This window comes from Aquabacterium sp. T101, from assembly GCF_057219775.1.
The window spans coordinates 287,776-309,672 of record NZ_JBXVVZ010000001.1 but is presented as its reverse complement, the minus strand read 5'-3'; the positions used below and the strand labels follow the sequence as shown (position 1 = coordinate 309,672).

The window sequence follows — 21,897 nt, the reverse complement described above, 5'->3', positions numbered from 1 at the left end:
CCCATGGCCGCCGTCGACTGGCACGCCCGGGCGCGCGAAGCGGCCTTCGACGGCCGTGCCCTGATCGACGGCCAGCGGGTGGACGCCGTGGCGGGCGAGACCTTCCTCAAGGCCTCGCCCATCGACGGCCGCCCCCTGGGGCCGGTGGCCCGCGGCCGCGAAGCCGACATCGACGCGGCCGTCCGCTGCGCTCGCGCGGCGTTCGCCGACGGCCGCTGGGCCGCCAAGGCGCCCGCCGCGCGCAAGAAAGCGCTGCAGCGCTTCGCCGAGCGCATCCTGGCCGCCAAGGACGAGCTGGCCCTGCTCGAGACGCTGGACATGGGCAAACCCATCCAGTACTCGCTCGCCGTGGACGTGCCGTCCACCGCGCGCACGATCGCCTGGTATGCCGAGGCGATCGACAAGGTCTACGACGAGATCGCGCCGACGCCGGCCTCGGCGCTGGCGCTGATCACGCGCGAGCCGATGGGCGTCATCGGCTGCATCGTGCCCTGGAACTACCCGATGATCATGGCGGCCTGGAAGCTCGGGCCGGCCCTGGCCACGGGCAATTCCGTCGTGCTCAAGCCGAGCGAGAAGTCGCCCTTCACGGCGCTGCGCCTGGCCGAACTGGCAGTGGAGGCCGGCATTCCGCCGGGCGTGTTCAACGTGGTGCCGGGCTATGGCCACGAGGCCGGCGAGGCCCTGGCGCTGCACATGGACGTGGACGCCATCGGCTTCACCGGCAGCACCCGCGTCGGACGCCGCATGCTCGACTACGCCGGGCGCAGCAACCTCAAGCGCGTGTACAACGAGCTCGGCGGCAAGAGTGCCTTCGTCGTGTTCGACGACTTCTCCAACGTCGAGCGCGCCGCGCGCACGGCCGCGGCCAGCCTGTTCTTCAACCAGGGCGAAAGCTGCAATGCGCCGTCGCGCGTGATGGTGCACGAGAGCATCGCCGAGCGCTTCGTCGAGATCGTCGCCGCCGAGGCGCCCAAGTACGCCGCGGCCGACCCGCTGCACGCCGGCACCGAGATGGGCGCGCTGGTCGACGAGACCCAGCTACGCACCGTGCTCGGCTACATCGACGCCGGCCGCACCGAGGGCGCCCGCACCGTCACCGGCGGCGGCCGTGCCCTCGAATCCAGCGGCGGCTTCTACGTCGAACCCACGGTCTTCGACCGCGTGGACAACGGCATGACGATCGCCCGCGAGGAGATCTTCGGCCCGGTGATGAGCATCATCCGCTTCAAGGACGAGGCCCAGGCCGTGGCGATGGCCAACGCCTCCAGCTATGGCCTGCAGGCCAGCGTCTGGAGCGACAACATCAACCGGGCCCACCGCGTGGCGCGGGCACTGCGCGCCGGCACCGTGCACGTGAACCAGTACGACGAGGACGACATCACGGTGCCCTTCGGCGGCTACAAGCAAAGCGGCAACGGCCGCGACAAGAGCCTGCACGCGCTGGACAAGTACACCGAGCTCAAGACCACCTGGCTGCGCATCGACGCCGCCTGAACCCACCCTGAAAGGAGTGGCTATGAACCACTCGAGGAACGAACAACTGATGGCCCGCAAGGCCGCGGCCACGCCGCGCGGCGTGGGCGTGATGGGCACCTTCTTCGCCGACCGGGCCCAGGGCGCCGAACTGTGGGACGTGCAGGGCCAGCGCTTCATCGACTTCGCCGGCGGCATCGCCGTGATGAACGTCGGCCACGGCCACCCCAGGGTGGTAGCGGCGATCCAGGCCCAGCTCGAGCGCTTCACCCACACCTGCTACCAGGTGGTGCCCTACGAGGGCTACATCGCGCTGGCCGAGAAGCTCAACCAGATCACCCCCGGCAGCCACGCCAAGAAGACCGCGCTGTTCTCCACCGGCGCCGAGGCGGTGGAAAACGCCATCAAGATCGCCCGCGCCCACACGCGTCGCAGCGGCGTCATCGCCTTCGGCGGGGCGTTCCACGGCCGTTCGATGTTCGCGGTGGCGCTGACCGGCAAGGTGCAGCCCTACAAGGCCGGCTTCGGCCCCTTCCCGCCCGAGATCTACCACGCGCCCTACCCCTGCCACTGCGCCAGCCTGGTCGACGTGCAGAAGGCCGTGCAGCACCTGTTCAAGGCCGACATCGAACCGTCGCGCGTGGCCGCGATCATCTTCGAGCCGGTGCAGGGCGAAGGCGGCTTCAACGTCATCCAGCCCGAGGCGGTGCGCTGGCTGCGCGAGCTGTGCGACGAGCACGGCATCCTGATGATCGCCGACGAGGTGCAGACCGGCTTCGGCCGCACCGGCCGCATGTTCGCGATGGAGCACTTCGGCGTGGTGCCCGACCTGATGACCATCGCCAAGAGCCTCGCTGCCGGCGTGCCGCTGTCGGCGGTGACCGGCCGCGCCGAGATCATGGACGCGCCCGCCCCCGGCGGCCTCGGCGGCACCTACGCCGGCAATCCGCTGGCCATCGCCGCGGCCCATGCCGTGATCGACGTGATGGCCGACGAGCGCCTGCCCGAACGCGGCGCGGCCCTCGGCGCGCAGCTCAAGGGTCTGCTGGAAGGCCTGCGCCCGCGCGTGCCCGCCATCGCCGACGTGCGCGGCCTGGGCGCCATGGTGGCGGTGGAGTTCGCCCGCCCCGACGGCAGCCCGGACGCCGACTTCACCCGCCGCGTGCAGGCCGAGGCGCTGAAGCGCCATCTCATCCTGCTGACCTGCGGCGTCAATGCCAACGTGGTGCGGTTCCTGTTCCCGCTGACGACGCCGCAGCCGGTGTTCGACGAGGCGATGGGCATCCTGTCGCAGTCGCTGCTGGCGGCGGCCGGGCCATGAAGGCGCTGCGCGACCAGCTCGCTGCGCAGGGCGTGCACAGCCTGCTGGTGCAGTTCACCGACCTGCACGGCGTGGCGCGCGGCAAGCTGGTGCCGCTGGCCCACCTGGACGACGTGCTGGCCACCGGCGCCGGCTTCTCCGGGCCGTCGATCTGGGGCACGGGCCTGGCCCGCACCGGCACGCGCTCCGAGTACTACGCCCGCGGCATCGCCAGCACGGCCCAGGCCCTGCCCTGGATGCCCGGCGTGGCGCGCATCGTGGGCGAAGGCTTCGTCGCCGGCCAGCCCTTCGACGCCTGCCCGCGCCAGGTGCTCGCGCGCCAGGCCGCGCGCCTGGCCGAGCGCCACTGGACGCTGCAGGTGGGCATCGAGCCCGAGTTCTTCCTGCTGCGGCGCGACGGCACGCGGTGGCGCGCCTGCGACCCGCAGGACACCCTCGCCCGCCCGAGCTACGACCTCAAGAGCCTGGGCCGGCAGGTCGGCTTCCTGGCCCAGCTCGGCGACGCGCTGCAGCGCTGCGGGCTGGACGTGCTGCAGCTCGACCACGAGGACGCGCACGGCCAGTACGAGGTGAACTTCGCCCACGCCGACGCGCTGACCAGCGCCGACCGCCTGATGCTGTTCAAGCTGGCCGGCCATGCCCTGGCCGAGGCGCACGGTCACGCGTTCTCGATGATGGCCAAGCCCTTCGCCGACCAGCCCGGCAGCGGCATGCACGTGCACGCCAGCCTGTGGGAAGGCCGCGGCGACAACGCGCGCAACGTGTTTGCCCCGCACCGCGCCGACGGCGCGCTCGACACCGACACGCTGCTGTCGCCGATCGGGCGCCAGTTCGTCGGCGGCGTGCTGGCCCATGCGGCGGCGCTCACCGCGCTGGCCGCGCCCACCGTCAATTCCTACAAGCGGCTCACGGTGGGCGAGTCGATCACCGGCACCACCTGGGCGCCGGCCTACGTGGCGCACGGCTTCAACAACCGCACCGCGCTCGTGCGCACGCTGCACTCGCGCTTCGAGTGGCGCGCGCCCGACGCGTCGGCCAACCCGTACCTGATGCTCGCCGGGCTCATCGCCGCCGGCCTGGACGGCATCGATCGCGGCCTGGACCCCGGCCCGGGCTGCGACGACGACCTGTTCGCGCTGACGCTGGCGCAGGTGCGCGAGCGCGGCATCGCCCTGCTGCCGCAAGGCCTGCCCGAAGCGCTGGACGCGCTCGAGGCCGACGCCGTGGTGGCCGGCGCGCTCGGCCCCTCGCTGCTGCACGAGTTCTGCGCCCTCAAGCGCGACGAGGCCCTGGCCTACGCCCGCCACGTGAGCGACTGGGAACTCGAACGCTACGCGACGGCGTTCTGACGTTGTCGCGCCCGCCCGCACCGCCCCTGGCGGCCTATGCCAGCCTGGCCGCCAGCATGGCGCTGGTGGGCAGCTATGTCGGGTTGTCCAAGCTGCTGGTGGCGGTGCTGCCGGTGTTCCTGCTGGCGTGGATGCGCTTCGGCATCGCCGCGGTGGCAATGGCGCACTGGGTGCGCGCCGAGCCCGGCGCCGCGCCGCTGTCGAGGCACGACCGGGGGCTGGTGTTCCTGGAGAGCTTCCTCGGCAACTTCCTGTTCTCCATCTGCATGCTGTTCGGCGTCGCCGCCACGTCCGCATTGGCCGCGGGCGTGGTCATGGCGGCGATCCCCGCCGCGGTGGCGCTGCTGTCGCGCGTGTTCCTCGGCGAGCGCATCCGGCCGCGCGTGGCGCTGGCCATCGCCTTCGCGGCGGCCGGCATCGCGTGGTTGGCGCTGGCGCGGCACGGCGACGCGGGCGCATCGGCCCCCTGGTGGGGCTATGCACTGCTGCTCGGCGCGGTGTTCTGCGAGGCGAGCTACGTGGTGATCGGCAAGCGGCTCACGGGCCAGCTGTCGGCGCGCCGCATCAGCGCGCTGATCAACCTTTGGGGCTTGCTGCTGGTCACGCCGCTGGGCCTGTGGCAGGCGCTGTCGTTCGACTTCGGCGCGGTGTCGCCCGGCACCTGGGGCCTGCTCGTGTTCTACGCGCTGGCCGCCAGCGTGTGGAGCGTGTGGCTGTGGATGCGGGGCCTGGCGAAGGTGCCGGCGTCGCAGGCCGGCGTGTTCACCGTGATGCTGCCGCTGGCCGCCGCTGCGGTGGGCGTGCTGTTCCTCGGCGAAACCTTCGGCAGCGCGCACGTGCTGGCCCTCGGCCTGGCACTGGCCGGCTTGCTGTTGGCCACCTGGCCCGAGCGAGCCACGGGCGCACCGACGCCCTGAGACGCTAGGCCATTTCGGCCGTCTGCAGGCGCGCCGCGCGCGCGCGCTGCCACACCTCGCGCGCGGGCAGCGCCTTCAGCCGATGGTCGCTCCACACCTGTCGCCAGCGCCGCGCGCCGGGCAGGCCGTTCCACAGGCCCATCATGTGCCGCGCCACGCTGTGCCATGGCGTGCCGCGCGCCGCATGCTCGCGCTCCATGTAGGCCACCAGGGCGTCCTCCACCGCGTCGCGCTCCAGCGGCTGCGCCGGTGCGCCCAGGAAGCCGGCGTCCCAGCCGGCCATCGACCACGGGTGGTGGTAGGCCTCGCGGCCGACCATCACGCCGTCCACCTGCGCCAGCTGCTCGGCGATCTGCGCCGGGCTGGCGATGCCGCCGTTGACGACGATCGTCAGCGCCGGGAAATCGGCCTTGAGCCGGTGTGCGAAGCCGTAGCGCAGCGGCGGCACCTCGCGGTTCTCCTTCGGCGACAGGCCTTCGAGCCAGGCATTGCGGGCATGCACGGCGAACACCGTGCAACCTGCCTCGGCCACCCGGCCGACGAAGTCGCGCACGAAGTCGTAGCTCTCGACGCGGTCGATGCCGATGCGGTGCTTCACCGTCACCGGCAGCGCGCCGCCGACCGCGTCGCGCATCGCCGCCACGCAGTCGCGCACCAGCGCCGGCTCGGCCATCAGGCAGGCGCCGAACGCGCCGCGCTGCACGCGCGCGCTGGGGCAGCCGCAGTTGAGGTTGACCTCGTCGTAGCTCCAGCGCAGCGCGAGCTTCGCGCACGCCGCCAGGTCCTCGGGCTCGCTGCCGCCGAGCTGCAGCGCCAGCGGGTGCTCCGCCGCGTCGAAGTCCAGGTGGCGCGGCACGTCGCCATGCAGCAGCGCGCCGGTGGTCACCATCTCGGTGTACAGCCGCGTGCGGCGCGTGATCAGGCGGTGGAAGTACCGGCAGTGGCGGTCGGTCCAGTCCATCATCGGGGCGACGGACAGGCGCCAGGGCGAAAGGGCAGCGGGACTCGACATCGGATGCGATTGTCGCCGCAGGCTTCGCGCGGCCCGGCGAGGCTGCCGGCTCAGCGCACCGGACCCACCATCGCGTCGGCCAGCCTGGGCCACAGCGCCGGCGGGAGGTCGTGCCCCATACCGTCGATCAGTTCCAGCGTCGACCCGGCGATGGTCGCGTGCAGGTCGTGCGCGCTGGCCACGGGCACCAGCGGGTCGTCCACGCCATGCACGATGTGCGTCGGCACGGTCAGGCGCCGCAGCATCGGTGTGCGGTCGCCGTCGGCCACGATGGCCACGAGCTGCCGCGCCACGCCGGCCGGCCGGTAGGCGCGTCGGATCGATTCGCGCAGGCGCTGGCGCAGCGCGTCCTGCTCGGGGCCCGGCTGCGGCCGGTAGGCCGGGCTGCCGATGATGCCGAAGACGCGCTCCAGGCGGTCCACGAGTGCGTCCTCGTCGTGGGCCGGGATGCGGCGACCGTCGAGCAGCGCCATGCGCACGCGGGCCGACGCCTGCGGCAGGTGCCGCGCGCCGCTCGTGGTCATCAGCAGCGTCAGGCGGGCCACGCGCTGTGGCTGCGCGCAGGCCAGGTGCTGCGCGATCATGCCGCCCATCGACGCGCCCACCACGTCGGCCCGCTCGATGCGCAGCGCGTCGAGCACGCCGAGCGCGTCGGCGGCCATGTCGGCCACGGTGTAGGGCGCATGCACCGGCAGGTGCATCAGGTAGCGCGCGGTGGCCCACATCAGGTTGGGCACGCCAAGGGCGTCGAAGCCCTGCGACAGCCCGGCGTCGCGGTTGTCGATGCGCACCACGCGGCGCCCGCGCGCCACCAGCCGGTCCACCAGCGGCTGCGGCCATGACGTGAGCTGCATGCCCAGGCCCATCAGCATCAGGATCGGCGGGCCCCCTGGCGAGGCCGGCGGGCCCTGGTCGTCGACCTCGATGTGCAGGCCGTTGGCCTGGATCTGCATCGGCGCGGCGCCTACGGCGGCTGGGCCGCGGCAAAGGGCGCCATACCGGTGGTGCGGTAGAACCAGCGCCGGGCGCCCGCCGCGTCGAAGCGCTTCCAGCGCGCCGGATCCTGGCGCAGGCGGTCGGCGATGGCGTACAGCGCCAGCGGGTTCATGCCCATGCCGATATGGCTGGCGTGCACCTCGATGTTCTCGGCCAGCGGCGAGTCCTCGTTGAGGCTGCACTGCCACGCCACCACGCCGTCGGTGCGCGAGTAGATCGACGTGGTGGGCACCGGCGGGTTGCCGCGGATCTGCTCGATCAGCTCGGGGTCGTGCACGTCCTGCCCGCTCACCCACTGGTAGAAGCGCCAGGCATTGGTGGCGCGCGGGTGGCCAGTGAACGGCGAGCCCAGCGTGATGACGCAGCGCGCCAGCTGCGGGAACTCCTTGGCCATCTCGCGCGCATAGACGCCGCCCAGGCTCCAGCCGATCAGGCTGACCTGGTCGTCGTGGCGCGCGGCGATGCGCTGCAGGTGGTCGCGCACGGCCTCCAGCACGCCGCGCCGCGGGCCGAAGTTGAAGCCCTGCTTCCAGGGGTAGGCGCTGTAGCCCAGGTCCTGCAGGAAGCTGCGCAGCGGCGCGGTGGTCAGGTCGGTGGCACCCAGGCCCGGGTAGACGATCACCGGGTGGCCGTCGCCGCGCGGCAGGCGGCGCAGCCACGGCATCGCCGCCACCATCGCCGCGGCCTCCCAGGGCGCCCGGCCTTCCAGCAGCACCAGCAGCGGGTGCGGCGCCTTGAGGTCGGCCTCGTGGAACAGCGGCGGCAGCGCGGCGGAGGGTCGGGCGGGACGGGTGGGACGTCTCGGTTTCATCGCCCGCATCGTATCGGCTGCGCGCCGTGCGGCCGTGGGGCGTTTGCCCTAGCGGCGCGACTGTCGCGCAGGCGACAGCGTGCCGCGCGCAGCGGCCTTGCGCGGGGCGGCTTTCTTCGCCTTCGTCGCCGCAGTCGCCACGGTCGCCTGCGTCGCCTTCTTCGCTTTGACTGTCCTGGTCGCTGTGCCCGACGCCCCCTTGGCGGCCTTGACCGGCGCCACCGCCTCGTCGTCGCCGGCATCGGGCGGCATCGCGCGCATCAGCTCGAGCGCCTGCGGCAGCCGGTCGGCCAGGCGACGCACGTCGGGCAGCGCCTTCGCATCGGCCATCAGGCCGAAGTCGAGCGACTGGTCGTAGCTCTGCACCGTGACATTGAGCGCCATGCCATGGGTGACGATCGAGCACGGGTAGTTGGTCAGCATCCGCGCGCCCGCCAGGTACAGCGGCACCGGCGGCCCGGGCACGTTGGAGATGGCCACGTTGGCCACCGCCGGCACCAGCTCGGACTCGGTGGCGCGGCGATAGATCGCCGACGCGGCCTCGGTGAGCCACGACACGCCCAGCGACGGAAAGTCGGTCGGCAGCACGTTCTTCACGCTCGCCAGCGTGCTCTTCATCGCGCGCGTGGCGGCCCGCACATGCGCCAGCCGCCGCGCCGGGTCGGCCACGTGCGTGCCCAGGCTCACCAGCGTCATCGAGGCCTGGTTGTCGGCCGTGGTGTCGCCCTTGGCGCGCAGCGACACCGGCACCGCGGCCACCAGCGACTTGCGCGGCAGGCCGCCCTGGGCCAGGTAGTGCTCGCGCAGCGCGGTGCCCACCAGCCACAGCACCACGTCGTTGAGCGTGGCGTCATGGGCCTTACCCAGGGCCTTGAGCTCGGGCAGCGGCAGGCTCACCGCCGAGAACGCCCGCCCGGCCGTCACCGGCACGTTGAGCGCCATGCGCGGCGCCAGGCCCAGGCTGCCGGCCCGGGTGCGCCCGGTCACCAGCGCACTGCGCGACACCATCTGCGTCGCGGCCCCGCCCAGCGACCCGGCCGTGCCCGGCAGCGCGCGCAGCAGGTGCGCCACCTGCTGCACCTCGCTCGTCACCGCGCCGGAGATCATCTCCACCATCGACAGGCGAAAGCGCTTCTCGCGCGTGGACGCCTTGATCTCGGGCGAGCGCGGCTCGGGGCCGAGGTCCAGGATGGCATTGGCCAGGGCCACGGCCGCCTGCCCGTCCACCGCCGCGTGGTGCAGCTGCGTGTACATCGCCACGCGGCGCTGGCCCTGCGGGCCGGGCGCCAGGCCCTCGATCACGTGGAAGCGCCACAGCGGCCGGCGCCGGTCGAGCAGTTCGACGTGCAGGCGACCGACCAGGGCTTCAAGCGCCGCGCGGTCGGGATCGGTGTCACGGCCTGCGCGCCGCGCCGGCAGGCGATGCTCCACCACGTGCAGCTTCATGTCGGGCACCGCGTCCACCCACACCGGGTTGGTGATGTTCAGCGGCATCATCCACAGGCGGCGACGCAATGGCGGCGTCAGAGGCAGCCGCTCGGCCAGATGCTGGCGCAGGCGGTTCGCGAACCGGCCCCGGAACCCCTTGGGCAGCTCGAACACGTGGAGCGCACCCACGTGCATCGGCATCTCGGGCGATTCGAGGTGCAGGAAGGTGGCGTCGAGGCCGGACAGTCGCTTCATGCCGGCCATGCTAGGCCGCGCGACAGCCGCCCGTGTTGGGGGCAGACCCTAGGCGCCGCGGGCGCCCGGAAGCTCAGCGGCCGCGCAGCGCCAGGGCTTCGTTTCCTGCCAGGGCCAACAGCACGAGCGCGCCGCCCACGAACACCGCCGTCGTGGGCGCCTCGCCGGCACCGAGCCAGACCCAGGCCACGCCGAACAGCACCTCCAGCAGGCCCAGCAGCGAGATCTCGGGCGCCGACAGCACGCGGCCCACCATCACCGACAGCAGGCACGGAATGGCCAGCTGTACCAGGCCCAGCATCGACAGCCAGCCGATGTCGTGCGCGCTGGCCTGCAGCGGCCAGGCCAGCGGCAGCGCCACGGCCGCGGACATCAGCGCGCCCAGCAGCACGGCGGGCAGCATGTCCGGCGCGTCGTCGCGGCCGCGCAGGCTCTGGATCAGCGTCCAGTTCACGGCCGCGGCCACGGGCACGGCCAGCGCCACCGCCGTGCCCAGCAGGTGGCGCCCGCCCTGAAGTTCGTGTCCGTACATCCAGCCGATGCCCGCGCCGGCCAGCACGATCGCGACCCAGGTGCGCGCCGCCAGCCGGTGGCCGAGCGCGATACGCGCGGCCAGCGCGGTGAACAGCGGCGCCAACGCCATGGTGACCAGCACATTGGCTACGGTGGTGAGGGTCAGCGCCAGCATGAAGGCGGTGAACATCACGCACCAGCAGGCGCCCGACAGCCACAGCGCGCGCCCGCCCTGGCGAAGCTGATGCACCAGCCAGCCCGGCCCGCGCCACAGCGACAGCAGCACCACCAGCGCCACCGCATTGGCCGCGCTGCGCCAGAACGTCATCTCGAACGGGGCGGTGCCGTCGAGCCAGCGCGTCACCACGCCGGCGATGCTCCACATCAGCGTGGCCGCCAGCATCACGGCCACTGCGCGGCCGTGCGACCAGCCCGGCGCCGTCACGCCGCTTCGCGCGAAGCGCGCTTGCGGTCGTGCTCCTTGAGGTGGCGCTTGCGCAGGCGGATGCTCTTGGGCGTGATCTCGACCAGCTCGTCGTCCTCGATGAACTCCACCGCGTATTCGAGCGTGAGGTCGATCGGCGGCGTGATCTTGATCGCGTCCTCCTTGCCGGAGACGCGGAAGTTCGTCAGCTGCTTCTGGCGCACGGCATTGACCACGAGGTCGTTGTCGCGGCTGTGGATCCCGACGATCATGCCTTCGTACACCGGGTCGCCCGGGCGCACGAACATGCGGCCGCGGTCGTCGAGCTTGCCCAGCGCGTAGGTGACGATCTCGCCGTCGTCCATGCTGATCAGCACGCCGTTCTTGCGCCCGCCGATCTCGCCGCGATAGGGCTCGTAGCCGTCGAAGATGTTGCTGATGAGCCCGGTGCCGCGGGTGAGGTTCATGAATTCGTTCTGGAAGCCGATCAGGCCGCGGGCCGGGATGCGGTACTCCAGACGCACGCGACCCATGCCGTCGGCTTCCATGTTGACGAGTTCGGCGCGGCGCTCGCCCAGGGCCTGCATCACGCCGCCCTGGTGGCTGTCCTCCACGTCCACGGTCACCATCTCGATCGGCTCGAGCTTCTCGCCGTTCTCCTCGTGGAACACCACGCGCGGCTTGCTGACGGCCAGCTCGTAGCCCTCGCGACGCATGTTCTCCAGCAGGATGGTCAGGTGCAGCTCGCCGCGACCGCTGACCTCGTAGATGCCGTCCTCGTCGGTGTCCACCACGCGCAGCGCCACGTTGCTCTGCAGCTCGCGCTCGAGGCGGTCGCGGATCTGGCGGCTGGTGACGAACTTGCCCTCGCGGCCGGCCAACGGCGAGGTGTTGACGCAGAAGTTCATCGTCAGCGTCGGCTCGTCCACCTTGAGCATCGGCAGCGGGCGCGGGTTGTCGATGTCGGTCAGCGTCATGCCGATACCGATGTCCTCGATGCCGTTGACCAGCACGATGTCGCCGGGGCCCGCGCTGTCGGCGGGCACGCGCGCCAGGCCCTCGAACTTGAGCACCTGGTTGATGCGCGCCTTGCGCGGCGTGGAGTCCGGGCCCTCGTACACGGCCACGTCCATCGCCGGCTTGAGCACGCCGCTGTGCACGCGGCCGATGCCGATGCGGCCGACGTAGCTGGAGTAGTCGAGCGAGCAGATCTGCAGCTGCAGCGGCTCGTCCTCGCTGCCCTCGTGCGGCGGCACGTGCTCCAGCACGGCGTCGAACAGCGGCGCCATGTCGGTGCCGACCTCGCCCTGCGTGCGCGAGGCCCAGCCGTTCAGGCCCGAAGCGAACACGACCGGGAAGTCGAGCTGGTCCTCGGTGGCGCCGAGCTTGTCGAACAGCTCGAAGGTCGCGTTGATGACGTAGTCGGGGCGCGCGCCCGGACGGTCCACCTTGTTGACGACGACGATGGGCTTCAGGCCCAGCGCCAGCGCCTTCTTGGTGACGAAGCGGGTCTGCGGCATCGGGCCTTCCACCGCGTCCACCAGCAGCAGCACGCTGTCCACCATCGACAGCACGCGCTCGACCTCGCCGCCGAAGTCGGCGTGGCCCGGGGTGTCGACGATGTTGATGTGCGTGCCCTGCCACTTGACGGCGCAGTTCTTGGCCAGGATGGTGATGCCGCGCTCGCGCTCGAGGTCGTTGTTGTCCATCACGCGCTCTGCGATCTTCTCGTTCTCGCGGAAGGTGCCGCTCTGGCGCAGGAGCTGGTCGACCAGCGTGGTCTTGCCATGATCGACGTGGGCGATGATGGCGATGTTGCGGATCTGGGTGTTCATGGCGGAAGGTCTCGGTAACTCAGTGCAGTAGCGCCTGCACTTCGGCGGGCGAGAGAAGTCGGTCGGGGATCAGTTCGCCGGCGGCGATGTGGGCCGCGCCCAGCAGGGCCTGCGGCTCGGGGCCATAGACGCGCACGCGCTCGCAGTCGGCCGCAGCCACGCGGCGGCGCAGCCCAGTCAGGAAGCGCGCCGCCTCGTGCGCGGGCAGCCGCCACTCGGGCCAGTCGGCCAGCAGCACGTCGGGCGGCAGCAGGCGCGCGTCGCGCGCGGCCTCGGGCATCGCGGCCAGCGCGTCGAGCGTGACGGCGTCGTCCACCGACAGCGCGCCGCTGCCGGTGCGGCGCAGCGCCTGCAGGTGGGCGCCGCAGCCGAGCGCGGCACCGATGTCCTCGGCCAGGGTGCGCACGTAGGTGCCCTTGCTGCAACGCACGTCCAGCGTCAGCAGGTCATCCTGCCAGGACATCATGTCGAGCGCGTGAATCGTGACGTGGCGTGCCGGCCGGTCCACCGCGATGCCCTCGCGGGCGTACTCGTACAGCGCCCGGCCCTCGTGCTTGAGCGCCGAATGCATCGGCGGCACCTGCGCGATCGGCCCGGTGAAACGCGCCAGCACCGCGGACAGCGCGGCGCCGTCCACCTGCACCGGCCGGCGCTCGAGCACGTCGCCCTCGCGGTCGCCGGTGGTGGTGGTGACGCCCAGCGCCAGCGTGGCGGTGTAGCGCTTGTCGGCGTCCAGGCTCACCTGGGAGAACTTGGTCGCCGCGCCGAAGCACAGCGGCAGCAGCCCGGTGGCCAGCGGATCGAGCGTGCCGGTGTGGCCGGCCTTGTCGGCATTGAGCAGGCGGCGCACCTTCTGCAATGCGTCGTTGCTGGACAGGCCCAGGGGCTTGTCCAGCAGCAGCACACCATGCAGGGCGCGGCGGGCCATCACTCGTCCTTCGCGCGCGAGGCGTTGGCCTGGCGGATCAGCGCGTTGAGTTCGGCGGCACGCTCGGTGGTGCGGTCGAACTCGAAATGCAGGGTCGGCACGGTGTGGATCGCGAGGCGCTTGAAGAGGCCGTTGCGCAGCCAGCCCGCGGCCTCGTTGAGCGCGTCCTCGCAGTCCTGCGGGTCGCCCACGAGCAGCGAGAAGCGCACCTTGGCATGGGCGTAGTCGGGCGACACGTCCACGCCATTGACGGTGAGCAGCCCCACGCGGGGGTCCTTCAGCTCGCGGATCAGCTCGGCCAGATCGCGCTGGATCTGGTCGGCCACGCGGAAGCTGCGGTTGGGAATGGCTTTCTTGTGTCGCATCGACGTTGCCCTCTTTCAAGCAAGGAGCCCCGCAGGGCGGGGCTCCAAGGCTTCGGTCCGACCGGCGCACGCGGCGGATGCCGGCACGCGCCGGCCCGCCGTCGCCCCTCCCGGAATCACAAGGTCCGGGCGACTTCCTTGACCTCGAAGAACTCCAGCTGGTCGCCTTCCTTGATGTCGGTGACGTTCTTGAGCTTGATGCCGCACTCGAAGCCTTCGGCCACCTCGCGGACGTCGTCCTTCATGCGCTTGAGCGAATCGACCTCGCCGGTGTAGATCACGACGTTGTCGCGCAGCAGGCGGAAGCGCGCGCTGCGCGTGACGCGCCCGGCGGTGACCATCGAGCCGGCCACGGTGCCGATCTTGCTGGCCACGAACACGGTGCGGATCTCGGCCGTGCCGATGACTTCCTCGCGCTGCTCGGGGGCCAGCATGCCGGCCATCGCCGCCTTCACGTCGTCGACCGCGTCGTAGATGATGTTGTAGTAGCGGATGTCGACGCCCGACGACTCGGCCAGCTTGCGCGCCTGCGCATCGGCGCGCACGTTGAAGCCGATGATCACCGCCTTGGACGCGATGGCCAGGTTGACGTCGCTCTCGCTGATGCCGCCCACGGCCGCGTGCACCACCTGCACCTTGACCTCGTCGGTGGACAGCTTGGCCAGCGAACTGGACAGTGCTTCCTGCGAGCCCTGCACGTCGGCCTTGACGATCAGGCCCAGCGTCTGTGCGCCCACGCCCATCTGGTCGAACATGTTCTCGAGCTTGGCGGCCTGCTGCTTGGACAGCTTCACGTCGCGGTACTTGCCCTGGCGGAAGGTGGCGATCTCGCGCGCGCGGCGCTCGTCGGCCAGCACCATGAACTCGTCGCCGGCCTGCGGCACCTCGGTCAGGCCCTGGATCTCCACCGGGATCGACGGGCCGGCCTCGGTGATGGCCTTGCCGTTCTCGTCGAGCATGGCACGCACGCGGCCGTAGCTCGACCCGGCCAGGACCACGTCGCCACGACGCAGCGTGCCGGACTGCACCAGCACGGTGGCCACCGGGCCGCGGCCCTTGTCGAGCTGGGCTTCGATCACCAGACCCTTGGCGGCCGCCTCGGTGGGCGCCTTGAGCTCCAGCACCTCGGCCTGCAGCAGCACCTGCTCCAGCAGGTCGTCGATGCCCTGGCCGGTCTTGGCGGACACGGGCACGAAGGGCGAGTCGCCGCCGAAGTCCTCGGGCACGACCTGCTCGGCCACCAGCTCGCTCTTGACGCGCTCGGGGTTGGCCTCGGGCTTGTCGATCTTGTTCATCGCCACGACGATGGGCACGCCCGCCGCCTTGGCATGGTGGATCGCTTCCTTGGTCTGCGGCATCACGCCGTCGTCGGCCGCCACCACCAGGATGACGATGTCCGTCGCCTTGGCACCGCGCGCGCGCATCGCCGTGAACGCGGCGTGGCCCGGGGTGTCCAGGAAGGTGATCATGCCGCGCGGCGTCTGCACGTGGTACGCGCCGATGTGCTGCGTGATGCCGCCCGCCTCGCCCGCGGCGACGCGGGTGGTGCGGATGTAGTCCAGCAGCGAAGTCTTGCCGTGGTCGACGTGGCCCATGACGGTGACCACCGGCGCGCGCGAGAGCAGCTCGCCGGTCTGCGCCGCGGTCTCCTCCTCGGTGAACGCGTCGGGATCGTCCAGCTTGGCCGCCACCGCCTTGTGGCCCATGTCCTCCACCAGGATCATCGCGGTTTCCTGGTCGAGCGACTGGTTGATGGTGACCATCTGGCCCAGCTTCATCAGCTGCTTGACCACCTCGGCCGCCTTGACGCTCATCTTGTGCGCCAGGTCGGCCACCGTGATGGTCTCCGGCACGTGCACTTCCTGCTGCACGAACTCGGTGGACATCGGCGCCGAGTCCGCACCATGGCTGTCGCGGTCGCCACGACGGCCCGCGCCGCCGCGCGGAGCGCGCCAGCCGGCCCGCGCGCCGCCACCGGTGTCGCCACGGGTCTTGAGGGCGCGCTTCTTGGCGGCGTCGTCGGCCCAGCTGGAGGACAGCTTTTCCGACTTGACCGACTTCTTCTCGCCGGGCTTGGCCGCGGTGGAGGCCGGCGCCGGAGCCCCCGGACGCGCTGCCGCCTTGTGGATGGTGCCCTTGATGCCCGCCGGATCGACCGCCGGCTTCGGCGGCTCCTCGGGCTTCTTGGCCACCATCACCTTCTTGGGCGCGCTCATCATGGCGCGGATGGCGGCGGCCTCTTCCTCGGCAGCCTTGCGGCGCTTTTCCAGGTCGGCCAGGCGCTGCTTCTCGGCCGCGGCGTCGTCGGACGCCTTGACCACGCGCACCGCGGCGGGCTTGGGCGCGTCGGCAGCAGGTGCCGGCGCCGGGGCCGGCGGTTCGGCCGGCGGTGCGCCAGCCGCCAGCTCGTTGGCAGCCTTCTCGGCGGCGGCCTGGGCACGGGCCTCGGCGGCCTCGCGCTCACGCTGCTCCTGTTCCTCGCGCTGGCGGCGCTTCTCCGCCAGTTCCTCTTCCTGGCGGCGCAGCAGCTCGGCCTGGCGACGCGCTTCCTCGGCGCGGCGCTCGAGCTCGGCCTCGTCGATCACCGGCGCGGCCGGGGCCGCGGGCTCGTCGGCACCGGCCGGGGCGTCGTCGCGCTTGACGAAGGTGCGCTTCTTGCGCACCTCGACCTGGATCGTGCGGGCCTTGCCGGACGAGTCGGCCTGCTTGATCTCGGTGGTGCTCTTGCGCGTGATGCTGATCTTCTTGCGGTCGGACGGCGCCACGCCGTGCGAGCTGCGCAAGTGATCGAGCAGCCGCGCCTTGTCGGCGTCGGACAGCGGATCGTCAGCCGACTGCTTGGCCACGCCGGCAGCGCTGAGCTGGTCCAGCAGCGTGGTGGCCGGGCGATTGAGCTCGGCAGCGAATTGGGCGACGGTGGTCACGGCCATGTGTGCTTGTCTTCCGCTCAGTCGTTGAACCAGTGTTCGCGCGCCTTCATGATCAGGGCCTTGGCGTCGTCCTCGCCCATGCCCGTCATCTCGGTCAACTCGTCCACGGCAAGGTCCGCCAGGTCGTCGCGCGTGTGCACGCCGCCTTCGGCCAGCTTGGCAATCAGCTCGGCGGTGAGGCCGCGGCCCTGGAACTCCAGGTCACGCAGGTCCTGGGAGACTTCCTCGACGGCCTCTTCCTTGGCGATCTCCATCGTCAGCAGCGCGTCCTTGGCACGGGTGCGCAGCTCGTTGACGGTGTCCTCGTCGAAGCCCTCGATCTCGAGCATCTCCTGCATCGGCACGTAGGCCACTTCCTCGAGGCTGTTGAAGCCCTCGGCGATCAGGATGTCGGCCACTTCCTCGTCGACGTCGAGCTTGTCGACGAACAGGCGCCGCACCGACTCGCTCTCCTTGGCCTGCTTGGCCTCGGACTCCTCGGCCGTCATGATGTTGATGCGCCAGCCCGTCAGCTCGGACGCGAGGCGCACGTTCTGGCCGCCGCGGCCGATGGCGATGGCGAGATTCTCCTCGTCCACCACCACGTCCATCGCGTGACGCTCCTCGTCGACCACGATCGACGAGACGTTGGCCGGGGCCAGCGCGCCGATGACGAACTGCGCCGGGTCGTCGGACCACAGCACGATGTCCACGCGCTCGCCGGCGAGCTCGTTGGTGACGGCGGTGACGCGCGAGCCGCGCACGCCGACGCAGGTGCCGATTGGATCGACCCGCTTGTCGTGCGACACCACGGCGATCTTGGCGCGGCTGCCCGGGTCGCGGGCGCAGCTCTTGATCTCCAGCAGGCCCTGTTCCATCTCGGGCACTTCCTGGGCGAAGAGCTCCTTCATGAACTCGGGCGAGCTGCGCGACAACATGATCTGCGGGCCGCGGATGGTCTGGTCGACGCCCAGGATGTAGGCCCGCACGCGATCGCCGCTGCGCAGGTTCTCCTTCGGGATCATCTCGGTGCGCTTGAGGCGGCCCTCGACGCGGCCCGACTCGACGATCAGGTCGCCCTTGTCCAGCCGCTTGACGCTGCCGACCATGATCTTCTCGCCGCGCGAGAGGAAGTCGTTGAGCAGCTGTTCGCGCTCGGCGTCGCGGATCTTCTGCAGGATCACCTGCTTGGCGGCCATGGCGCCGATGCGGCCGATCGGCACCGAGTCCACCGGCTCCTCGATGTGGTCGTCGACCTCGATGTCCGGGATCTGCTCCTGGGCCTCGAACAGCAGGATCTCGGCGTCCGGGATCTGCAGGCCGGCCTCGTTGGCCACGACGTGCCAGCGGCGGAAGGTCTCGTACTCGCCCGTCTCGCGGTCGATCGCCACCCGGATGTCCACCTCGCCGCCGTGCAGCTTCTTGGTGGCCTGGGCCAGCGCGGACTCGACGGCGCCGAACACGGTTTCGCGGGGCACGCTCTTCTCGCGCGAGATGGCGTCCACCAGCATGAGCATTTCGCGGTTCATCTTTTTGTCACTCTCCGTCGGTCGGCTGCACGGCGCCTTGCCGGCCCTTGCGACCCTTGAAATCAACCACCGGCACGAGGCGCGCTTCGCGCACCTCGTCGAAAACGAAATCCAGCGCCTGCTCGGGCGCACCCTTGGCCGCGGGCTCCAGCGCGAGGCGCCAGCCGCCGTCGCGCGCACCCAGCACGCCCTTGAACTTCTTGCGGCCGGCCAGCGGCAGCTTGAGTGTCAGGTCGATGGCGTTGCCGGCGAAGCGGGCGTAGTCGGCCTCGCGCTTGAGCGGGCGGTCCAGCCCCGGCGAGGACACCTCGAGCCGGGCGTAGTCGCACTGCTCCACCTCGAGCACGTGCTGCAGCTGGCGCGTCACGGCCTCGCAATCCTCGACGGTGACGAACTCCGACTCGCCGGTCGGGTAGGCCCGACCAGGCACCCGGTCGATGTAGACGCGCAGCAGCCCGCCCCCCGAGCGTTCGAGGTCGACCATCTCGTAACCGAGACCGGTGACGGTGCGTTCGACGGCTTGCTGCCAGGTCATCCGTGGGAAAAAGCGATCGGCCAAAAAAAATGGGCGGGATTGTTGAAATCCGCCCATGACGTTATTCAGGGGTTTCAGCGAAGCGCGGATTGTACCCTGCAAGAGGCGTGCCTTCAATATCCTGCGTGGCTCGTGACAGAATCTGCCGCCTCGAACCTCGCACGGAGCAAGAAATGGGATTCCTGGCCGGCAAGCGGCTCCTGATCACGGGCGTGCTGAACAACCGCTCCCTGGCCTACGGCATCGCCCGCGCCTGCCACCGCGAAGGCGCCGAACTGGCCTTCAGCTACCAGGGCGAGCGCTTCCGGGAGCGGATCGTCGAGTTCGCCGCCGAGTTCGGCTCCAGCCTGGTGTTCGACTGCGACGTCAGCGAGGACGCCCAGATCGAGCGCCTGTTCGCCCAGCTCGGCGAGCACTGGGACCAGTTCGACGGCTTCGTGCACGCCATCGCCTTCGCGCCACGCGAGGCGATCGCCGGCGACTTCCTCGACGGGCTGTCGCGGGACGCCTTCCGCACGGCGCACGAGATCTCGGCCTACAGCTTCCCCGCCATGGCCAAGGCCGCCCTGCCCCGGCTGCGCCCGGGCTCTGCGCTGCTGACGCTGAGCTACCTGGGCGCGGTGCGCTACGTGCCCAACTACAACACCATGGGCCTGGCCAAGGCGTCGCTGGAGTCCAGCGTGCGCTTCCTGGCGCAGAGCCTGGGCTCGCGCGGGGTGCGGGTCAACGCCATCTCGGCCGGCCCGATCAAGACGCTGGCCGCGTCGGGCATCAAGGACATCGGCAAGCTGCTGGCCGACTTCGCCGCCCAGGCCCCGATCCGGCGCAACGTGACCATCGACGACGTGGGCAACGCCGCCGCGTTCCTGCTGTCGGACCTGAGCGCCGGCGTCAGCGCCGAGGTGATGTACGTCGACGGCGGCTTCTCGCAGGCCGGGTCAATGGCGCCGCAGGCCTGAGCCTGCCGGCGCTCAACCCTTGACGCAGTCGACGTAGTAGCCCTGGGCCTCGTCCTCGACGAGGCCGTGCACGTCGGTGTCGAAACCCGGGAAGCGGGCGTTGAACTCGCGCGTGAAGCGCAGGTAGTCGACGATCTTGCGATTGAACCGCTCCCCCGGGATCAGCAGCGGGATGCCCGGCGGATACGGCGTCAGCAGCGACGTGGTGATGCGGCCTTCGAGTTGGTCGATCGGCACGCGCTCGGTGTCGCGGTGCGCGATGCGCGCATAGGCGTCGGCCGGCTTCATCGCCGGGTGCAGGTCCGACAGGTACATGTCGGTCACCAGGCGCGCCACGTCGGACTTGGCGTACATCTCGTGGATCGACTGGCACAGGTCGCGCAGGCCCATGCGCTCGTAGGTCGGATGCGCGGCGCAGAACTCCGGGAGGATGCGCCACATCGGCTGGTTGCGGTCGTAGTCGTCCTTGAACTGCTGCAGCGCGGTGAGCAGCGTGTTCCAGCGGCCCTTGGTGATGCCGATCGTGAACATCACGAACAGCGAGTACAGGCCGGTCTTCTCGACCACCACGCCATGCTCGGCGAGGAACTTGGTGACGATCGACGCCGGGATGCCGGTCTTGGCGAACTTGCCCGTCACGTCCAGGCCCGGCGTGACGATCGTGCTCTTGATCGGGTCGAGCAGGTTGAAGCCCGGCGCCAGATCGCCGAAGCCGTGCCACTTGTCGTTGGCACCCAGCATCCAGGCGTCGCGGCTGCCGATGCCGTCGGCGGCCAGCTTGTCCGGGCCCCAGACCTTGAACCACCAGTCGCGGCCGAACTCCTTGTCCACCTTGCGCATGGCGCGGCGGAAGTCCAGGGCCTCGCGCAGGCTCTCTTCCACCAGCGCGGTGCCGCCGGGCGGCTCCATCATGGCGGCGGCCACGTCGCAGCTGGCGATGATCGCGTACTGCGGCGAGGTCGACGTGTGCATCAGGTAGGCCTCGTTGAACAGGTGGCGGTCCAGCGCCACCCGCTGCGAGTCCTGCACCAGCACCTGCGAGGCCTGGCTGATGCCCGCCAGCAGCTTGTGCGTGCTCTGCGTCGAGTACACCACCGCGTCCTTCGGCCGCTGCGTGTGCTTGCCCATCGCATGGAACTGGGCGTAGAAGGGGTGGAAGGCCGCGTGCGGCAGCCAGGCCTCGTCGAAATGCAGGTTGTCGATCCAGCCGTCGAGCCGGGCCTTGATGGTCTCGGTGTTGTAGAGCACGCCGTCGTAGGTGCTCTGCGTCAGCGTCATGATGCGCGGGCGCACCTTGTCGGGGTCCATCCCGGCCAGCAGCGGGTTGGCCGCGATCCTGCGCCGGATCGATTCGGGCGCGAACTCCGACTCGGGAATCGGCCCGATGATGCCCAGGTGGTTGCGCGTGGGCGGCAGGAACACCGGCACCGCGCCGGTCATGATGATGCTGTGCAGGATCGACTTGTGGCAGTTGCGGTCCACCACCACCACGTCGCCCGGCGCCACCGTGTGGTGCCACACCATCTTGTTGCTGGTGCTGGTGCCGTTGGTGACGAAGAAGCAGTGGTCGGCATTGAAGATGCGCGCCGCATTGCGCTCGCTCTGCGCCACCGGGCCGGTGTGGTCGAGCAGCTGGCCCAGCTCCTCCACCGAGTTGCACACGTCGGCGCGCAGCATGTTCTCGCCGAAGAACTGGTGGAACATGTGCCCGACCGGGCTCTTCAGGAACGCCACGCCGCCCGAATGCCCCGGGCAGTGCCAGGAGTACGAGCCGTCGCGCGCATACTCCATCAGCGCCTTGAAGAACGGCGGCGCCAGCCCGTCGAGATAGCTGCGCGCCTCGCGGATGATGTGACGCGCCACGAACTCCGGCGTGTCCTCGAACATGTGGATGAAGCCGTGCAGCTCGCGCAGGATGTCGTTCGGGATGTGCTGGCTGGTGCGCGTCTCGCCATACAGGTAGATCGGGATGTCGGCGTTGCGGAAGCGGATCTCGCGGATGAACTCGCGCAGCTTCAGCACCGCCGGGTCCAGCTCGGGCCCCGGCGTGAACTCCTCGTCGTCGATCGACAGGATGAAGGCCGAGGCGCGGCTTTGCTGCTGGGCGAAGGACGCGAGGTCGCCGTAGCTCGTGGTGCCCACGACCTCCACGCCCTCCTTCTCGATGGCCTGCGCCAGCGCGCGGATGCCCAGCCCCGAGGTGTTCTCGCTGCGGTAGTCCTCGTCGATGATGACGATCGGAAAGTGGAACCTGTGCATCGAAACCGTGCCCTCGAGAAGGAGATGTGGCGCCCAGTGTAGAGCCGATACACTGGTCCGCCGACCCTGGAGCGAC

The 21,897-nt window shown here is 70.7% G+C and carries 17 protein-coding genes; 5 read left to right on the top strand and 12 right to left on the bottom strand.

Translation table 11 applies throughout. From position 1 onward, the window contains the following. Positions 1-3: 3 nt before the first annotated feature. Genes AC2EAQ_RS01415 through AC2EAQ_RS01400 form a run of 4 tightly spaced genes read left to right on the top strand, consistent with a single transcriptional unit; the run spans position 4 to position 5,063 of the window. Positions 4-1,497 carry an aldehyde dehydrogenase gene (locus tag AC2EAQ_RS01415; protein ID WP_484639901.1) on the top strand — a complete coding sequence of 498 codons (1,494 nt, stop codon included), beginning with the start codon at positions 4-6 and terminating at the stop codon, positions 1,495-1,497. A 22-nt stretch (positions 1,498-1,519) separates the two neighbouring features. Then, positions 1,520-2,797: a 4-aminobutyrate--2-oxoglutarate transaminase gene (gabT, locus tag AC2EAQ_RS01410; protein ID WP_484639900.1), complete on the top strand. Its 1,278-nt coding sequence runs from the start codon at positions 1,520-1,522 to the stop codon at positions 2,795-2,797. Next, a complete protein-coding gene (locus AC2EAQ_RS01405; protein WP_484639899.1) occupies positions 2,794-4,146 on the top strand; it encodes a type III glutamate--ammonia ligase in 1,353 nt (450 codons plus the stop codon). The genes gabT and AC2EAQ_RS01405 overlap by 4 nt, the downstream gene beginning before the upstream one ends. 2 nt (positions 4,147-4,148) lie before the next feature. Beyond that, the gene (locus AC2EAQ_RS01400) at positions 4,149-5,063 is read left to right on the top strand and encodes a DMT family transporter (protein ID WP_484639898.1); all 915 of its coding nucleotides are present in this window, start codon (positions 4,149-4,151) and stop codon (positions 5,061-5,063) included. A 4-nt stretch (positions 5,064-5,067) separates the two neighbouring features. Here AC2EAQ_RS01400 and dusA read toward each other — a convergent pair whose 3' ends face one another. From dusA to rimP, 11 genes are all read right to left on the bottom strand, one after another. Then, the gene (dusA, locus tag AC2EAQ_RS01395; protein WP_484639897.1) at positions 5,068-6,075 is read right to left on the bottom strand and encodes a tRNA dihydrouridine(20/20a) synthase DusA; all 1,008 of its coding nucleotides are present in this window, start codon (positions 6,073-6,075) and stop codon (positions 5,068-5,070) included. A 50-nt stretch (positions 6,076-6,125) separates the two neighbouring features. Beyond that, positions 6,126-7,028: an alpha/beta fold hydrolase gene (locus tag AC2EAQ_RS01390; RefSeq protein WP_484639896.1), complete on the bottom strand. Its 903-nt coding sequence runs from the start codon at positions 7,026-7,028 to the stop codon at positions 6,126-6,128. A gap of 11 nt (positions 7,029-7,039) precedes the next feature. Continuing rightward, a complete protein-coding gene (locus AC2EAQ_RS01385) occupies positions 7,040-7,882 on the bottom strand; it encodes an esterase/lipase family protein (RefSeq protein WP_484639895.1) in 843 nt (280 codons plus the stop codon). Positions 7,883-7,930: 48 nt separating this feature from the next. Further along, positions 7,931-9,565 (bottom strand): wax ester/triacylglycerol synthase family O-acyltransferase, encoded by a 1,635-nt coding sequence (locus tag AC2EAQ_RS01380; RefSeq protein ID WP_484639894.1) that lies wholly within the window; start codon positions 9,563-9,565, stop codon positions 7,931-7,933. A gap of 73 nt (positions 9,566-9,638) precedes the next feature. Further along, complete coding sequence (locus tag AC2EAQ_RS01375; RefSeq protein WP_484641129.1) at positions 9,639-10,481, bottom strand: DMT family transporter; 843 nt, start codon at positions 10,479-10,481, stop codon at positions 9,639-9,641. A 38-nt stretch (positions 10,482-10,519) separates the two neighbouring features. After that, a complete protein-coding gene (gene typA / locus AC2EAQ_RS01370; RefSeq protein ID WP_484639893.1) occupies positions 10,520-12,337 on the bottom strand; it encodes a translational GTPase TypA in 1,818 nt (605 codons plus the stop codon). A gap of 19 nt (positions 12,338-12,356) precedes the next feature. Then, entirely contained in the window at positions 12,357-13,265 is a 909-nt protein-coding gene (gene truB, locus AC2EAQ_RS01365; protein ID WP_484639892.1) for a tRNA pseudouridine(55) synthase TruB, read from the bottom strand. After that, positions 13,265-13,630 (bottom strand): 30S ribosome-binding factor RbfA, encoded by a 366-nt coding sequence (rbfA, locus tag AC2EAQ_RS01360; protein WP_484639891.1) that lies wholly within the window; start codon positions 13,628-13,630, stop codon positions 13,265-13,267. The genes truB and rbfA overlap by 1 nt, the downstream gene beginning before the upstream one ends. Positions 13,631-13,746: 116 nt before the next feature. After that, positions 13,747-16,560, bottom strand: a complete 2,814-nt coding sequence (gene infB / locus AC2EAQ_RS01355) for a translation initiation factor IF-2 (RefSeq protein ID WP_484639890.1) — start codon at positions 16,558-16,560, stop codon at positions 13,747-13,749. 17 nt (positions 16,561-16,577) lie between these two features. Continuing rightward, positions 16,578-18,068 (bottom strand): transcription termination factor NusA, encoded by a 1,491-nt coding sequence (gene nusA / locus AC2EAQ_RS01350; RefSeq protein WP_484639888.1) that lies wholly within the window; start codon positions 18,066-18,068, stop codon positions 16,578-16,580. Positions 18,069-18,075: 7 nt separating this feature from the next. Next, positions 18,076-18,603 carry a ribosome maturation factor RimP gene (gene rimP / locus AC2EAQ_RS01345; RefSeq protein WP_484639887.1) on the bottom strand — a complete coding sequence of 176 codons (528 nt, stop codon included), beginning with the start codon at positions 18,601-18,603 and terminating at the stop codon, positions 18,076-18,078. Between the two features lie 173 nt (positions 18,604-18,776). On the opposite strand from rimP, the gene fabI reads away from it, so the two are divergent. Continuing rightward, positions 18,777-19,562: an enoyl-ACP reductase FabI gene (fabI, locus tag AC2EAQ_RS01340; protein WP_484639886.1), complete on the top strand. Its 786-nt coding sequence runs from the start codon at positions 18,777-18,779 to the stop codon at positions 19,560-19,562. Between the two features lie 12 nt (positions 19,563-19,574). Here the strand turns inward: fabI and AC2EAQ_RS01335 are convergent, their stop codons facing one another. After that, entirely contained in the window at positions 19,575-21,821 is a 2,247-nt protein-coding gene (locus tag AC2EAQ_RS01335; RefSeq protein ID WP_484639885.1) for an Orn/Lys/Arg family decarboxylase, read from the bottom strand. Positions 21,822-21,897: the final 76 nt, after the last annotated feature.

Bases quoted from the DNA above. Each gene is read 5' to 3' on its own strand.
- AC2EAQ_RS01415 (WP_484639901.1), top strand. From the start codon at position 4: ATGGCCGCCGTCGACTGGCACGCCCGGGCGCGCGAAGCGGCCTTCGAC.
- AC2EAQ_RS01375 (WP_484641129.1), bottom strand. From the start codon at position 10,481: ATGCTGGCGGCCACGCTGATGTGGAGCATCGCCGGCGTGGTGACGCGC.
- AC2EAQ_RS01405 (WP_484639899.1), top strand. From the start codon at position 2,794: ATGAAGGCGCTGCGCGACCAGCTCGCTGCGCAGGGCGTGCACAGCCTG.
- AC2EAQ_RS01335 (WP_484639885.1), bottom strand. From the start codon at position 21,821: ATGCACAGGTTCCACTTTCCGATCGTCATCATCGACGAGGACTACCGC.
- gabT (WP_484639900.1), top strand. From the start codon at position 1,520: ATGAACCACTCGAGGAACGAACAACTGATGGCCCGCAAGGCCGCGGCC.
- rimP (WP_484639887.1), bottom strand. From the start codon at position 18,603: ATGACCTGGCAGCAAGCCGTCGAACGCACCGTCACCGGTCTCGGTTAC.
- dusA (WP_484639897.1), bottom strand. From the start codon at position 6,075: ATGTCGAGTCCCGCTGCCCTTTCGCCCTGGCGCCTGTCCGTCGCCCCG.
- fabI (WP_484639886.1), top strand. From the start codon at position 18,777: ATGGGATTCCTGGCCGGCAAGCGGCTCCTGATCACGGGCGTGCTGAAC.
- AC2EAQ_RS01385 (WP_484639895.1), bottom strand. From the start codon at position 7,882: ATGAAACCGAGACGTCCCACCCGTCCCGCCCGACCCTCCGCCGCGCTG.
- nusA (WP_484639888.1), bottom strand. From the start codon at position 18,068: ATGAACCGCGAAATGCTCATGCTGGTGGACGCCATCTCGCGCGAGAAG.
- infB (WP_484639890.1), bottom strand. From the start codon at position 16,560: ATGGCCGTGACCACCGTCGCCCAATTCGCTGCCGAGCTCAATCGCCCG.
- AC2EAQ_RS01390 (WP_484639896.1), bottom strand. From the start codon at position 7,028: ATGCAGATCCAGGCCAACGGCCTGCACATCGAGGTCGACGACCAGGGC.
- truB (WP_484639892.1), bottom strand. From the start codon at position 13,265: ATGGCCCGCCGCGCCCTGCATGGTGTGCTGCTGCTGGACAAGCCCCTG.
- rbfA (WP_484639891.1), bottom strand. From the start codon at position 13,630: ATGCGACACAAGAAAGCCATTCCCAACCGCAGCTTCCGCGTGGCCGAC.
- typA (WP_484639893.1), bottom strand. From the start codon at position 12,337: ATGAACACCCAGATCCGCAACATCGCCATCATCGCCCACGTCGATCAT.
- AC2EAQ_RS01380 (WP_484639894.1), bottom strand. From the start codon at position 9,565: ATGAAGCGACTGTCCGGCCTCGACGCCACCTTCCTGCACCTCGAATCG.